This is a genomic window from Microbacterium sp. NPDC055665 (assembly GCF_053618035.1).
This window is the reverse complement of the sequence record NZ_JBSHGY010000002.1, coordinates 264,781-277,956: the sequence shown is the minus strand read 5'-3', so window position 1 is coordinate 277,956 and position 13,176 is coordinate 264,781. Positions and strand designations below refer to the sequence as shown.

14 protein-coding genes are annotated in these 13,176 nt (G+C 69.9%); 6 read left to right on the top strand and 8 right to left on the bottom strand.

The window, feature by feature from the left end:
* Positions 1-123 precede the first annotated feature (123 nt).
* Positions 124-534: an MmcQ/YjbR family DNA-binding protein gene (locus tag ACWGO6_RS06990; protein ID WP_168429586.1), complete on the top strand. Its 411-nt coding sequence runs from the start codon at positions 124-126 to the stop codon at positions 532-534.
* A gap of 31 nt (positions 535-565) precedes the next feature.
* Here ACWGO6_RS06990 and ACWGO6_RS06985 read toward each other — a convergent pair whose 3' ends face one another.
* Genes ACWGO6_RS06985 through ACWGO6_RS06975 form a run of 3 tightly spaced genes read right to left on the bottom strand, consistent with a single transcriptional unit; the run spans position 566 to position 2,349 of the window.
* Positions 566-1,249, bottom strand: coding sequence for a hypothetical protein (locus tag ACWGO6_RS06985; RefSeq protein ID WP_240745101.1), 684 nt, complete (start codon positions 1,247-1,249; stop codon positions 566-568).
* Positions 1,246-1,704, bottom strand: coding sequence for a MarR family winged helix-turn-helix transcriptional regulator (locus tag ACWGO6_RS06980; protein ID WP_136042410.1), 459 nt, complete (start codon positions 1,702-1,704; stop codon positions 1,246-1,248). Before ACWGO6_RS06980 ends, ACWGO6_RS06985 begins: the two co-directional genes overlap by 4 nt.
* Positions 1,705-1,761: 57 nt before the next feature.
* The gene (locus tag ACWGO6_RS06975; protein ID WP_136042411.1) at positions 1,762-2,349 is read right to left on the bottom strand and encodes a hypothetical protein; all 588 of its coding nucleotides are present in this window, start codon (positions 2,347-2,349) and stop codon (positions 1,762-1,764) included.
* 126 nt (positions 2,350-2,475) lie between these two features.
* On the opposite strand from ACWGO6_RS06975, the gene ACWGO6_RS06970 reads away from it, so the two are divergent.
* Both ACWGO6_RS06970 and ACWGO6_RS06965 read left to right on the top strand, forming a co-directional pair.
* Positions 2,476-3,708, top strand: a complete 1,233-nt coding sequence (locus ACWGO6_RS06970; protein ID WP_136042412.1) for a glycosyltransferase — start codon at positions 2,476-2,478, stop codon at positions 3,706-3,708.
* Between the two features lie 132 nt (positions 3,709-3,840).
* Positions 3,841-5,070 (top strand): glycosyltransferase family 4 protein, encoded by a 1,230-nt coding sequence (locus ACWGO6_RS06965; protein ID WP_452326268.1) that lies wholly within the window; start codon positions 3,841-3,843, stop codon positions 5,068-5,070.
* 12 nt (positions 5,071-5,082) lie between these two features.
* Here the strand turns inward: ACWGO6_RS06965 and ACWGO6_RS06960 are convergent, their stop codons facing one another.
* From ACWGO6_RS06960 to ACWGO6_RS06950, 3 genes are read right to left on the bottom strand one after another with little or no spacing between them, the layout of a single operon-like run.
* Positions 5,083-5,730 (bottom strand): hypothetical protein, encoded by a 648-nt coding sequence (locus tag ACWGO6_RS06960; protein ID WP_452326267.1) that lies wholly within the window; start codon positions 5,728-5,730, stop codon positions 5,083-5,085.
* Between the two features lie 48 nt (positions 5,731-5,778).
* Complete coding sequence (locus tag ACWGO6_RS06955; RefSeq protein ID WP_136042415.1) at positions 5,779-6,411, bottom strand: LysE family translocator; 633 nt, start codon at positions 6,409-6,411, stop codon at positions 5,779-5,781.
* A 32-nt stretch (positions 6,412-6,443) separates the two neighbouring features.
* Complete coding sequence (locus ACWGO6_RS06950; protein ID WP_452326266.1) at positions 6,444-6,605, bottom strand: hypothetical protein; 162 nt, start codon at positions 6,603-6,605, stop codon at positions 6,444-6,446.
* 85 nt (positions 6,606-6,690) lie between these two features.
* Between ACWGO6_RS06950 and ACWGO6_RS06945 the strand changes: the two genes are divergently transcribed.
* On the top strand, positions 6,691-7,674 hold the full coding sequence (locus ACWGO6_RS06945) for a GlxA family transcriptional regulator (protein WP_136042416.1): 984 nt from the start codon (positions 6,691-6,693) through the stop codon (positions 7,672-7,674).
* Positions 7,675-7,687: 13 nt separating this feature from the next.
* Here the strand turns inward: ACWGO6_RS06945 and ACWGO6_RS06940 are convergent, their stop codons facing one another.
* Together ACWGO6_RS06940 and ACWGO6_RS06935 are read right to left on the bottom strand one after the other, a co-directional pair.
* On the bottom strand, positions 7,688-8,695 hold the full coding sequence (locus ACWGO6_RS06940) for a LacI family DNA-binding transcriptional regulator (RefSeq protein WP_168429584.1): 1,008 nt from the start codon (positions 8,693-8,695) through the stop codon (positions 7,688-7,690).
* A 119-nt stretch (positions 8,696-8,814) separates the two neighbouring features.
* Positions 8,815-9,516, bottom strand: coding sequence for an NRDE family protein (locus tag ACWGO6_RS06935; protein ID WP_452326265.1), 702 nt, complete (start codon positions 9,514-9,516; stop codon positions 8,815-8,817).
* Between the two features lie 68 nt (positions 9,517-9,584).
* On the opposite strand from ACWGO6_RS06935, the gene coaBC reads away from it, so the two are divergent.
* Positions 9,585-10,784: a bifunctional phosphopantothenoylcysteine decarboxylase/phosphopantothenate--cysteine ligase CoaBC gene (coaBC, locus tag ACWGO6_RS06930; RefSeq protein WP_136042419.1), complete on the top strand. Its 1,200-nt coding sequence runs from the start codon at positions 9,585-9,587 to the stop codon at positions 10,782-10,784.
* A gap of 138 nt (positions 10,785-10,922) precedes the next feature.
* Positions 10,923-13,142 (top strand): ATP-dependent Clp protease ATP-binding subunit, encoded by a 2,220-nt coding sequence (locus ACWGO6_RS06925; RefSeq protein WP_136042420.1) that lies wholly within the window; start codon positions 10,923-10,925, stop codon positions 13,140-13,142.
* Positions 13,143-13,176: the final 34 nt, after the last annotated feature.

The window sequence follows — 13,176 nt, the reverse complement described above, 5'->3', positions numbered from 1 at the left end:
GGAAGCGCGGGATCAGGCGGAACGCCCGCGGAAGTGCCTGATCTCGCGCAGGTGCCTGATCTCGCGTGCGCGCTCGCGTGTCTGTCTGTTGTGGCGGCCGTCCGCGTGCGCGACGATGGCGGGATGGCGAGCATCGACGACGCGCGGACGATCGCCCTCACCCTCCCGGGCGCCGAGGAAGCGGTGAGCGGCCATACCGGCGAGGCGGCGTGGCGGCTGAAGAGCGGGCAGTTCGCGTGGCTCCGCGGCCCGAGCGCGACCGACCTGCGGCAGCTCGCGGAACTCGGGCGGGAATGGCCGGCGGGAACGGTGCTCGCAGTGCGCGTCGCCGACCTCGAGGAGAAGGAGGCGCTGCTCGCCGCAGAACCCGGGGTTCTGTTCACGATCCCGCACTTCGACGGCTACCCCGGGCTGCTCGTGCGTCTGGACGTCATCGACCGCGATCGGCTGACCGAGATCATCACGGATGCGTGGCTGGTGCGCGCGCCCGCCCGGGTCGCGAAGGAGTGGCTCGCGGAGCGCGGACTGGACTGAGCCGCGTGGCGACCTGGCGGAGCGTGCGCGTTCAGACCAGGAACGGGCGGGCGGCGTCGAGGAACGCGCGCGGCTCATCCGCCCAGAGCCGGATGCTGGTGACCTGGTGCTCTCCGCCGCGCGGCGCGAGGCCGGGAAGGCGGATCGCGAACGGACGCTCCAGTTCGATCTCGATGTTCGTCTCGTCCTGCATCCGCTCGGCGTACTCGGCTCCGTGGTCGGTATCGGAGATGCGCGGCTGCTTCGGCTCGTCGACGCGCTTCGAGATCGCCACCGAGGCGACCGCATCCCAGGGGACGAAGACGTCGACCTCCAAGCCGCTCCGCACTCGGATGCCGTCCGGCGCCACGGCATGCGGACGCAGCAGCATTGCGCACAGGAGCCCGATCATCCACGTCAGTCCCCAGATCCCGAGGATGAGGATCGGGATGCGCACCGCCGGCCAGGGGTGCACGATCAGATCGAGGATCGGGATCTCGACGGCGGACAGCACGATGAAGATGATGAGCACGGTCAGCACCGGACGGTGGTAGCCGATGCCGGTGCCGCCCTCCGGGACCGCAGGACGGCGGGCGATCGCGCGACCGATGCTCGAGTACACGCGAAGCTCGGCGATCAGTGCGCGGTGGAGCATGTTGAGGATGCGGGCGGTGCGCGTCGGAGTGGGCGGCGGGGTGGGCTGGTGCGCCCGACTCACGCTCGGTTCGGCGCTCACGGGGCATCCTTCCCTGGTTCGCTCGCAGCCTGAGTCACGAGCTGCTCCAGGTGGTCGGCGATGGCGATGATGCCGCGCTCCACGGCGTCGCGATCCTCCGGGGCGACGGCATCGAGGAGGGTTGCGTTGAGCTCGACGTGGTCGTTCTGCATCCGCGCCATCGTCTCGGTGGCCGAGGGGGTCAGCTCCACCAGCACGGCCCGCCGATCAGACGGATGCGGGGTTCGTCGCACGTGACCGGATGCTTCCAGCGCATCGACGAGGCCGGTGATGTTGCGCGGAGTGACCTCGCACAGGCGGGCCAGCGTCTGCTGCGTCGAGGGCCCGGCGTGCTGCAGCATCCACAGCAGGTGCACGCGTGCCGTGGTGAGGCCGGTGCCGTCGAACGCCCGCGCCATGTCGCGCTGGAAGAGGTCGCCGATCTGGAGCAGGCGGTCGAGCAGCAACGGGTTCATAATGCTGATGCTACTACATAGTTACCTGACTTCACTAGTTGTGAAGCGGGAGCGCGCTCAGGCGGGATCGAGCCGCAGCACGTCCGGGGATTCTCCACCGGTGAGGTCGTCGGCGATGCGGATGCTGCGCGCCAGATCGTCGAGCGCGCCGGTCAGGGTGCCGAACCGCTCCTTGTCGCTGCACACCGCGGTCAACGTCACCAGATGGGTGCCCGTGTCCCAGGTGTAGGTCGCGAAGGGCGGCGACGCGGGAGACGGCGGCATCGGCACGAGCAGCTTCTCGCCCACGCCGAGCCGGGTGGGGAACGACTCCGTGTCGTCGAAGTCCATCGGCATCGACGCGCGAGCGATCCGCACATCGGGGGTCAGGACCTGCGCCGACGCCATCGCCACGACCAGCTCCGGCTCGGCCTTCCAGGTCCACACCAGGACGCGGCCATCCGCCCGCTTCATCAGCATCGGCGCCGCCTGGCTCATCGCCCACGCGCCGAACCGGGACCCGGGGCGCTCGGTCGCACCCACGGCGGCGTTGACCTGACCCAGGAGCATGCGGATCGCCGCCTTGCGATGCCGGCGGCCCTTCCACCCGAGCGAATCCGTCACGGGAATCCACAGCTGGGGATCGGCGTCGGCAGTCAGTCGCATGGCTCCACGGTATCGGCTGAGGCTGAGGGGATGCCGGTATGCCGCCGCTGTCCGATCAGGCCCCTCGGGTAGAGTGGCCAGCGCCCCGACCAGGGCTTTCCCTTGGCCGCCACATCGTAAGGCAGCATGTCTGTGACCTCCTCCGACGATCCGATCGATCCGTCGAGCGGCCCCGCCGCCGCCCCCGCGCCCCGCCCGTTGAAGATCGTGATCGGCTGCGACACCTTCGCGCCCGACATCAACGGCGCCGCCCGCTTCGCCGAGCGCCTCGCCGCAGGGCTCGTGCAGCGCGGACATGACGTGCACGTCGTGGCCCCCAACCAGGCCTACCGTCGCGCGCAGCCGCACACCGAGGTCATCGAGGGCGAGCCGATGACGCTGCACCGTCTGCCGTCGGTGCGCTGGGCGCCGCACGACTGGCTGCGGTTCGTGTGGCCGTGGCGTTCGAAGCACTACGCCCGCAAGGTCATCGACCAGGTGCAGCCGGATGTCGTGCACATCCAGTCGCACATCGTGATCGGCCGCGGCCTCGCCTACATCGCGAACGAGCGCGGCATCCCGGTCATCGCGACCAACCACGTGATGGCCGAGAACATCCTCGACCACACGACCATGCCGAAGTTCATCGACGACCTCGTCCTGAAGTTCGCCTGGGCCGACGCGAAGCGCACCTTCGACAAGACGCGTGCCATCACCACGCCGACCCGCCGCGCCGCCGACTTCCTCGAGAAGACGGTCGAGGTGAAGGGGGTGATCCCCGTCAGCTGCGGCATCGACCGCACGCAGTACACGCCCGTGATCGCCCCGCGTGACAAGAACCGCATCGTCTTCGTCGGCCGCCTCACCGCCGAGAAGCAGGTCGAGGTCATCCTCAAGGCGATGACGAAACTCGACCCCGCCCTCGACACCACGTTCGACATCGTCGGCGGCGGCGACCAGCGCAAGCAGTTGGAGCACCTGGCCGCGCAGCTCGGACTCGCTGACCGCGTCACGTTCCATGGGCGCACCAGCGACGAGGAGCTCCGCGCGCTGCTGTCCCGTGCGAGCCTGTTCGTGATCGCCTCGATCGCCGAGCTGCAGTCCATCGCGACCATGGAGGCCATGGCGTCGGCGCTGCCGATCGTCGCGGCGGATGCCGTGGCCCTCCCGCACCTCGTGCACGACGGCGAGAACGGCTACCTGTTCGAGCCGGGCAACGTCGACGACCTCGCCGCGCGCCTGACCGATGTGCTCACGGCCGACCCCGCGGAGTACGAGCGGATGCAGCGGGCCTCGCTCGACGGTGTTGCGATCCACGACATCAACCGCACACTCGACACCTTCGAGGCGCTGTACCGCAACGAGCCGCTGCCGGAGTAGCGAGCAACCCGCCATGCACAGTATCCCCATCGGTTCACGGCGCCGCGACGCGTCAGCGGCGGAGTAGCCCGCATGCACAGTATCCCCATCGGTTCACGGCGCGTAGACGCGTCAGCGGCGGAGTAACCCGGCATGCACATCGTCTTCTTCGGGGATCAGCACCTCGACTCCCTCGGCGGCGCGCAGGTGTCGATGCGGCTGCAGCGGGAGTTCCTCGAACGCGCCGGACACACGGTCACGGTCGTCGCGCCGAAGATGCACGGATCGCGCACGCCATCCGATACTCACGGCGGGGCGTACATCGACCTCCCCTCGGTGCCGATCACGCTCGACCGCGAGTACTCGATGAGCTGGCCGGGGCGCGCGACCGACCGCTTCCTCGACAGAGCGTTGACCCGCCGCCCCCCGGTCGACCTGGTGCACGTGCAAGCCGACTTCTGGGGCGCGTTCATCGGGCACCGCTACGCCCAGCGACACGGCATCCCGGTCGTGCACACGATGCACAACCGCGTCGACGTCGGGATCGCGGCCGTGACCCCGCTCCACCGGCCCGTGCTCGGCGTGTTGAACGCCTGGCGCCGCGGGGCGATGCGCGGGATCGGCAATCCGGTGCGCGGCGCGGACGGCTGGGCGTTCCTGCGTGGCCTCGCCGTCGGCGCATCCGCTGTGACCGCGCCGTCGACGCACTTCGCCCGACGCCTGGAGGAACACGATGTCTTCCCGCGGGTCGACGTGATCTGGAACGGTATCGACGACGACCTGCGTGCACAGACGCTCGCTGCGCGACCGGCAGTCAGGGAGTCGGGACCGCCCCGGTTCGTCTGGCTCGGCCGGATGAGTCCCGAGAAGCGCCTGCTGCCGTTCCTCGAGGCGTTCGTCGCCGCCGGAATCGACGCGGAACTCGAGATCATCGGCGGCGGAGGGCAGCGTGCCGCGGCCGAGAAGATCGTGCGCGGGCATGACGGCGTGCGCTTCGCCGGACGACTGACCTACCCGCAGACCCTGGAGCGGATCGCCGCCGCCGACGCGCTCGTGCAGACGTCGATCGGCTTCGAGACCCAGGGGATGACCCCGTTCGAGGCGGCCACCCTCGGCACGCCCTCCGTGATCTGCGACCCCGACATCGCGGCCGAGCTCGGCGGGGGATTGTGGGCGGTTCCGGATGCCGGCGCCACCGTTTCCGGACGGGAGCTCGAGACCCGACGGGTGGCCGCGCTCGCGGAGACCCTGCGCAGGGCCGCATCCGACATCGCCGCCGGCACCGCGCCCACCCCGGTTCCCGAGGTTTCGGAGGCGTTCCGGCAGTCGTCGCGCACGGCGGCCATGGTCGAGGTCTACGAGCGGGTGCTCGCCGGGCGCTGACGAGGCTGAGTTTCAGACGAAGCGCAGGAACGCGATGCCGACCCAGCTGAAGATCATCCCGAGAGCGCCGGCCCCGGCGATCCCGATCGCGATGCCGGTGAGAAGGCGCGCGCCCGGTCGGCGCGCGGCGATGATACCCAGCACGAGGGCCACGGCATACGCGAAGAACGAGATCACGCCGATCGCGTCGTCGATCGCGTAGGCCGCTCCGTACCCGAAGTCCGATGTGTAGATGAAGAGTCGGACGATCGACGAGATGAGGTTGACCGCGAGAGTGATGACGGCGATCACGAAGGCGGTGCGGCCGAGCATGCTGCCGGCCGGTGCGGTGGGGGCTCCTGACGCGATCGGCCAGGACGCGGGCTGGCCGGGCGCTCCCGCAGGATAGGCCGGGGCTGCGGTCGGGTAGCCGGCGCCGGGCGGGTAGGCGGCGCCGTGCGGGTAGCCGGTGGGATGCGCGGGAGTGCCGGCCGGGTGAGTGGGGGCGGTCGGATACGCCGTGGGATACGCGGGAGCAGCCGGGGCAGCCGGGGCAGCAGGGTCGGCAGGGTCGGCGGGGTCAGAGGGTGGCGCACTGGACGCGTGAATCGGGAACGTGTGCGTGCCGGGATACTGCGGATCGGCGGGCAGGTGCGCGGGAGGCTGCGAGGGCTCGCTCATGACGACGAGCGTAGCCGTGGTGCCCGCGATCCGCACGGGGGAATCGGCTCAGCTCTTGGCGCCGGTCAGCGCGAGTGTGCCGCCGAGGCCGATCATCATCACGCCCCCGGTACCGGAGAGCGTCGACATACGACGCGGCGAGCGGGCGAACCAGGTGCGCGCGGTTCCGGCGGCGAGTGCCCACACGCTGTCGCAGACCAGTGCGAGCGCCTGGAAGGTGAGCCCGAGCAGAAGCAGTTGCGCCCAGACCGTGCCGGCCGCCGGCACGACGAACTGCGGGAGCACAGCCACGAAGAACGCGATCGTCTTCGGGTTGGTCAGCCCGACGATGAAGCCCTGGCGCAGCAGCTTCGCGGCGGAGGCCGGTGTGCGACCCGCATCCGGGACGTGGTCGTGGCGGTGGCGGATGGCCTGCACTCCGAGCCAGACCAGGTAGGCGGCGCCGACGATCTTGATGATGGTGAACGCCACCACGGAGGAGGCGACGATGGCCCCGACCCCGAACGCCACGGCGAGGACGGCCGGCACGGTTCCGAGTGCGTTCCCGACGACGCTGAGCACGCCGGCGCGCCGGCCGAGCGAGAGTGAGCGGCCGATCACGAACAGCACGCTCGGACCGGGGATGACGATGATCACGACGGAGGCGACGGCGAAGGCGACGAGGCTGTCGAGCGGGATCATGAGCCGACCATACACCGCGGCTCGAGCCGGGTTCAGCGGTAGCCGTGCCCGGACTCGGCCTGCTGGTGGATGTCGCGACCACCGATGCGACCCCAGTCGGTCGGCGCGCGGTGGTAGCCGTCGCGACGGAGTTCGACGACGGTGGCGACGGTTGCCCACACGACCAGAGCGATGAGTGCGATGACGAGTATCATGGCAGAAACGCTACGTTCGATGCTGAACTGTCACGAGTGGCAGAATCGACTATCATCGTACGAAAACTGCCAACCGGGAGTGTGCATGAAGACAGTGGCCTGCGTCATCCAGGACGGCTTCGCGCCGTTCGAGTTCGGCGTCGCCTGCGAGGCGTTCGGGCTCGATCGGTCCGCCGACGGCGTACCGAACTTCGACTTCCGCATCGTCGCCCCGCACTCGGGAGTGGTGAAGTCGAAGATCGGCTTCTCGGTCAACGTCGAGCACGACCTGGCCTTCGCCTACGAAGCCGACCTCGTCGTGTTCTGCCCCGTGCCGCGCGAGCGCTGGGGCGACATCGATCCGCTCCTGCTCGACGTAGCCCGGCATGCGGTCGACCGCGGCGCCTGGGTGATGAGCGTCTGCAGCGGCTCGTTCATCCTCGCCGCCGCCGGCGTGCTCGACGGGCGACGTGCGACGACGCACTGGATGTACGCGCACGTGATGGCCGACATGTACCCGCAGATCGACATCGACCCCGACGTGCTCTTCGTGCAGGACGGGAAGATCATCACCAGCGCCGGCACCGCCGCCGGCATCGATGCGTGCCTGCATCTGCTCCGCCAGGAGGTGGGCGCCGAGCTCACCAACCGCATCGCGCGTCGCATGGTGGTGCCCCCGCAGCGTGACGGCGGCCAGGCGCAGTTCATCGACCGTCCGATCCCCGTGGTCGCCACCGACTCGCTCGCGGCGGTCGCCGACTGGGCCGTCGAGCACCTCCGCGACGACCTCGGAGTCGATCAGCTCGCGGCCAGAGCCCTGATGTCGCCGCGCACCTTCGCCCGACGGTTCAAGGCCGAGTACGGCGCGACGCCCGCGGCCTGGCTCGCACGCCAGCGCATCATCCATGCCCAGCGGATGCTGGAGCGCACCGACCTTCCCCTCGACCACATCGCCGATGAGTGCGGGTTCGGCTCGGCGGCCGTGCTGCGGCAGAACTTCGCGAGGGTGCTCGGACTCACGCCCACGGCCTACCGCGCGCGGTTCTCCTGCGCCGAGGATTCAGAGGCTTCGGCGGTGCCGGCGGCCTGAGCCGGCGTTCCGGTCAGATCGCCCGCGTGGTCGAACGCTCGACGAGCGAGCAGGGCAGGAGCACGTGCGCGGCATCCTGCTCCGGCGCGGCGAGACGCGCGAGCAGCAGCTCGACGGCGCCGTGCGCCATGTCGAGGATCGGCTGACGCACCGTCGTGAGATCGAAAGCCTGCCACGACGACATCGCGACATCGTCGAACCCGAGCACCGACACCTGGTCCGGCACACCGATTCCGAGTGCCTTCGCGGCGTTCAAGGCGCCGAAAGCCACGAGGTCGTTGTGGCAGAAGAGTGCGGTGGGAGGCTCCGGCAGCTGCAGCAGGCGCGTCGCGGCCTCGAACGCTCGGGTGTAGTCGAGGTCGGCCACGTCGAGCAGCGAGGGGTCGAACGCGACCCCCGCGGCCTCGAGTTCCGACAGGAAGCCTTCGTGCCGATCGCGCACCGAGGTCGTGCCGAGAGGGCCGGCGATCACCCCGATGCGTCGATGGCCGAGAGACGCCAGATGGCGGCCCGCGATGCGGCCTCCGTCCATGTTGTCGGGCGAGATCGAGTCGTTGTCCGGCACGGCCCCGGGCCCCATCGTCACCGCGGGGACGCCGAGCGACACGATGCGACCCTCGTCATCGGGCGAGAGCAGAGTCGTCGTGAGGATGACGCCGTCGACGTTCGTCTCCCGCAGGGTCCTCGCGAGGTCTTCGGTGGTGTCGGCGCGACCGCTGAGGATGAGAGCGCGATATCCGGCGCGGTTGAGATCGTCGCTGATGGTGTGCAGCAGTTCGGCGTAGTAGCTGTTGCGCGGGTCGCCGAGCACGACGCCGATCGTCTGGGTGCGGCTGGTGACGAGGCTCCGGGCGCTGAGGTTGGGGCGGTAGTCGAGCTGCTGGATGGCCGCCTCGACCTTGGCGCGCACCCGCTCCGAGACGCCCTCATGGCCGTTGACGATGCGTGACACCGTGGTCTGCGACACGCCCGCCGCTCGGGCGACGTCGACGCTGGTCACACCGCGGGACTTCGGCGGCATGGGCCCTCCTCTTCGTGCCGGGCTTCCCATGCTAGACGGCGTGGAGGAGAGGAATGACTACGCAGTCCTCGGCGTGGCGCATCCGTTGCTCGCATCGCCGGAATGCGGGGGATGTGCGCTCAGTCGCTCCAGTGTGCCGGCGAGGGGAGCGCATGATCGCTCACCTCAAGGCCTGCGGGGGTGACGGATGCCGTCGCATAGAGGAGCGACTGCGTGGGGTACCCGTGCGGGCGGTTGTCGCGGATGATCGCGCGGTCGTCCTCGGGGGCGAGCTTCGCCGACGACGCGAGGAGCGCGGTCCATTCAGCCGCCCAGTCCTCGATGTCGGCCGTCGGACCGAGGGCGCGGAACTCGGGAAGCCAAGCGGTGATCCGCGGCGTCGCCTCGTCGTCGAGGTCGTCGTGCGCGATCATGTGCGTGCCGGGCACGATGGGGGTCTCGCGGAGCTCGACGCCATCCCACGACAGCACGCGCGCACCCTCGGGGCCGACCTCCAGCAGGTTGAAGCCGTGCATGGGCAGCGGGGCGACGGGAGAGCGGCCCACGACCGACTCGAGTGCGAGGGATCCGCGCGAGAGGGCCTGAGCCTCGGGGAGGTCGCGCACGTCAGCGCGGTTCAGCAGCACCGCCAGCCGGAGCTCCGCGGGGTTCGCGGCGAGCCAGGCCCCGCCCGCGCGACGATCCCGGATGCCGATCACCCCCGGATACCGCTCCGGCCACCAGGGGCCGAGAGCATCCCATTCCCGCTGGGGGTCTTCGTCGCGCACCGCCAGAAGCCTCGCGACACCGGCATCCTCGACATCGATCACGACCGTGCACACGGGGCCAAGTCTAGGTCGATGACGCCGGTGTCGGCCCGCGGCGGCGGATGCTGGGGCAGAATCGAGACGTGAACATCGTCGTCGGAGTCACGGGCGGCATCGCCGCGTACAAGACGGTGCACCTCGTGCGCCTGCTCACGAAGGGTGGGCACGACGTGACCGTGGTGCCCACCGAGGATGCGCTGCGCTTCGTGGGGCTGCCGACCTGGGAGGCGATCAGTCGCCACCCGGTCACCACGAGCGTGCACGACGACGTGGCGAAGGTGCGGCACGTGGCCCTCGGTCAGGGCGCCGAACTCGTCATCGTGGCGCCGGCGACCGCGAACTCGATCGCCAAGATCACCGCAGGACTCGCCGACGACCTCCTCGGCACGACTCTGCTCGCCACCGAGGCTCCCGTGCTGATCGCTCCGGCCATGCACGCGGAGATGTGGCGGAACAGGGCCACGCAGGCGAACATCGCGACGCTGCGGGAGCGCGGCGTGCACCTCGTCGGCCCCGCGGACGGCGAACTCGCGGGCGGCGACAGCGGACCCGGGCGGATGGCGGAGCCCGAGGAGATCTTCGCGGCGGCACAGGCGCTGCTCGCTCCCGGAGACCTCGTCGGTGTGCGCGTCGTCGTCTCGGCCGGCGGCACGCGCGAGCCCATCGATCCCGTGCGCTTCCTCGGCAACCGGTCCAGCGGCAGACAGGGGGCGGCCCTCGCCGCCGAGGCTGCCGCGCGCGGGGCCGAGGTGACCCTGGTCGCGGCGAACATCGCGGGCGACGTGCTCGCCGAGGTGCGGCATCCGGCGATCCGCATCGTCTCCGTCGGCGCGGCTGCGGAGCTCGCCGAGACGATGAAGCGGGAGGCCCCGGGCGCCGACGTGGTGGTGATGGCGGCGGCCGTAGCCGACTATCGACCGGTCGCGGTGTCGGACCGCAAGCTCACGAAGGAGGGCGGGGGAGTGCCCGCGATCGAGCTGGTCGAGAACGAGGACATCGTCGCCGCACTCGCCTCGACGCGGAAACCGGGACAGCTCATCATCGCCTTCGCCGCGGAGACCCCGGAGGACGAGGCCGAGCTGCTCGCCCGCGCTCGCCGCAAGCAGCAGCGCAAGGGGGTCGACCTGCTCGTCGTGAACGAGGTCGGCTGGGAACGCGGGTTCGAGAGCGCCGAGAACGCCGTGCACATCCTCGGCCCGGGCGGGGCGGATGCCGGCGCGGCATCCGGCTCGAAACGTGCGGTCGCGGCCGCGATCTGGGACGCCGTCCAGCGGGAGCGCTGAGGCCGGGCTCGGCGCGGGGCATCGACTGGAGGAGAACGCGACCGAGTGCTAAACTTGAGTCAACACGACTCAACTTTGATCCCGCCGTCCGTCCGGTCGGCGGGAGACGACCAGAAGGAGCATCTCCAGGAGGAGCGCATGAGCAACCCGCAGACCGGCAACCAGAACCAAGACCAGCAGTCCGCCCTCGAGCAGTTCGGCATCAACCTGACCGACCGCGCCCGCGAGGGCAAGCTCGACCCGGTGATCGGACGCGACAGTGAGATCCGTCGCGTCAGCCAGGTCCTCACCCGCCGCACCAAGAACAACCCGGTGCTGATCGGTGAGCCCGGCGTCGGCAAGACCGCCGTCGTCGAAGGCCTCGCCCAGCGCATCGTCGCCGGCGACGTCGCCGAGTCGCTCAAGGACAAGGAACTGGTCACCCTCGACATCTCGGCTCTCGTGGCCGGCGCCATGTACCGCGGGCAGTTCGAGGAGCGGCTGAAGCAGGTCCTCAAGGAGATCACCGAGTCCGACGGCCAGGTCATCACGTTCATCGACGAGCTGCACGTGCTGATGGGTGCGGGTGGCGGCGAGGGTTCGGTCGCGGCCTCCAACATGCTCAAGCCCATGCTGGCCCGCGGCGAGCTGCGCCTGATCGGCGCGACCACGCTCAACGAGTACCGCGAGTTCATCGAGAAGGATGCCGCGCTCGAGCGTCGCTTCCAGCAGGTGTACGTCGGCGAGCCCACGGTCGAGGACACCATCGCGATCCTCCGTGGACTTAAGGGGCGCTACGAGGCGCACCACGGAGTCACGATCTCCGACAGCGCCCTCGTCGCCGCTGCCGCACTCTCGAACCGGTACCTTCCCGCGCGGCAGCTGCCCGACAAGGCGATCGACCTGATCGACGAGTCGATGTCTCGGCTCAAGATGGAGATCGACTCCTCGCCGGTCGAGATCGACCAGCTCAAGCGCCAGGTCGACCGGCTGAAGCTGGAGGAGCTGGCTCTCAAGCGCGAGAAGGACGCCGCGTCGAAGGAGCGCCTCGGCACGCTCCGTGAGCACCTCGTCGAGATGGAGAAGGAACTCGCAGGGCTGGAGGCCCGGTGGGCGCGCGAGCGTCAGGGCCTGAACCGCGTCGGCGAGCTCAAGAAGCAGCTCGACGACGCCATCACCCAGCGCGACCTCGCGATGCGAAACGCCGATTACACGAAGGCCTCGAAGCTGGAATACGAGACCATCAAGCGCCTGGAGCGCGACATCGCCGAAGCCGAGCAGGCCGAGGCCGCGACCCCCGCCGAACCGCGCATGGTCAACGAGCAGGTCACCGAGGAGGACATCGCCGCGGTCATCGCCGCGTGGACGGGCATCCCCGTCGGTCGCCTGTTGCAGGGTGAGAGCGAGAAGCTGCTGCACCTCGAGAGCGAGCTCGGCAAGCGCCTGATCGGGCAGAAGGATGCCGTCAAGGCGGTGTCGGATGCCGTGCGACGCTCGCGTGCCGGCATCAGCGACCCCGGCCGTCCGACCGGGTCGTTCCTGTTCCTCGGACCGACCGGTGTCGGCAAGACCGAGCTGGCCAAGGCGCTGGCGGAGTTCCTGTTCGACGACGAGCATTCGATGGTGCGCATCGACATGTCGGAGTACGGCGAGAAGCACTCGGTGTCCCGGCTCGTCGGCGCCCCTCCTGGTTACATCGGCTACGAGCAGGGCGGTCAGCTGACCGAGGCCGTGCGGCGTCGCCCGTACAGCGTGATCCTGCTCGACGAGGTCGAGAAGGCGCACCCCGAGGTGTTCGACGTGCTGCTCCAGGTGCTCGACGACGGTCGTCTGACCGACGGTCAGGGCCGCACGGTCGACTTCTCCAACGTGATCCTGATCCTCACGTCGAACCTCGGCTCGCCGATCCTCATCGATCCGGTGCTGTCGCCCGAGGTCAAGCGCGAGCAGGTCATGGCGCTGGTGCGGCAGGCGTTCCGTCCGGAGTTCCTGAACCGCCTCGACGACATCGTGATGTTCTCGGCGCTCAGCGAAGACGACCTCGCGCAGATCGTCGAGCTCTCGGTCGACCAACTGCACGACCGCCTGAAGGACCGTCGACTCACACTCGCCGTGACGCCGGATGCCCGGTCGTGGCTCGCCGAGCGCGGGTACGACCCGATGTTCGGTGCCCGGCCGCTGCGCCGCCTCATCCAGAGCGAGGTGCAGAACAAGCTCGCGACGGCGCTGCTCTCGGGCGGCGTGCGCGACGGCGACACCGTGCGGGTGGATGTCGGCGCCGACGGGGCGGGCCTCGTGCTCACCGCGACGACGCCGGAGCCCGCGTCCGAGCCCGAGGAAGACGACGACGTGATCGAGGCGGAACTGCTCGACGACTGAGTCGTTTCCCCTGAGCCGCGCGACCGCCGCACGT

What these genes read in the sequence shown, in the direction of transcription:
- ACWGO6_RS06990 (WP_168429586.1), top strand. Translation starts at nt 124, where the DNA reads ATGGCGAGCATCGACGACGCGCGGACGATCGCCCTCACCCTCCCGGGC.
- ACWGO6_RS06945 (WP_136042416.1), top strand. Translation starts at nt 6,691, where the DNA reads ATGAAGACAGTGGCCTGCGTCATCCAGGACGGCTTCGCGCCGTTCGAG.
- ACWGO6_RS06955 (WP_136042415.1), bottom strand. Translation starts at nt 6,411, where the DNA reads ATGATCCCGCTCGACAGCCTCGTCGCCTTCGCCGTCGCCTCCGTCGTG.
- ACWGO6_RS06980 (WP_136042410.1), bottom strand. Translation starts at nt 1,704, where the DNA reads ATGAACCCGTTGCTGCTCGACCGCCTGCTCCAGATCGGCGACCTCTTC.
- ACWGO6_RS06965 (WP_452326268.1), top strand. Translation starts at nt 3,841, where the DNA reads ATGCACATCGTCTTCTTCGGGGATCAGCACCTCGACTCCCTCGGCGGC.
- ACWGO6_RS06960 (WP_452326267.1), bottom strand. Translation starts at nt 5,730, where the DNA reads ATGAGCGAGCCCTCGCAGCCTCCCGCGCACCTGCCCGCCGATCCGCAG.
- ACWGO6_RS06940 (WP_168429584.1), bottom strand. Translation starts at nt 8,695, where the DNA reads ATGCCGCCGAAGTCCCGCGGTGTGACCAGCGTCGACGTCGCCCGAGCG.
- ACWGO6_RS06975 (WP_136042411.1), bottom strand. Translation starts at nt 2,349, where the DNA reads ATGCGACTGACTGCCGACGCCGATCCCCAGCTGTGGATTCCCGTGACG.
- ACWGO6_RS06925 (WP_136042420.1), top strand. Translation starts at nt 10,923, where the DNA reads ATGAGCAACCCGCAGACCGGCAACCAGAACCAAGACCAGCAGTCCGCC.
- ACWGO6_RS06950 (WP_452326266.1), bottom strand. Translation starts at nt 6,605, where the DNA reads ATGATACTCGTCATCGCACTCATCGCTCTGGTCGTGTGGGCAACCGTC.
- ACWGO6_RS06970 (WP_136042412.1), top strand. Translation starts at nt 2,476, where the DNA reads ATGTCTGTGACCTCCTCCGACGATCCGATCGATCCGTCGAGCGGCCCC.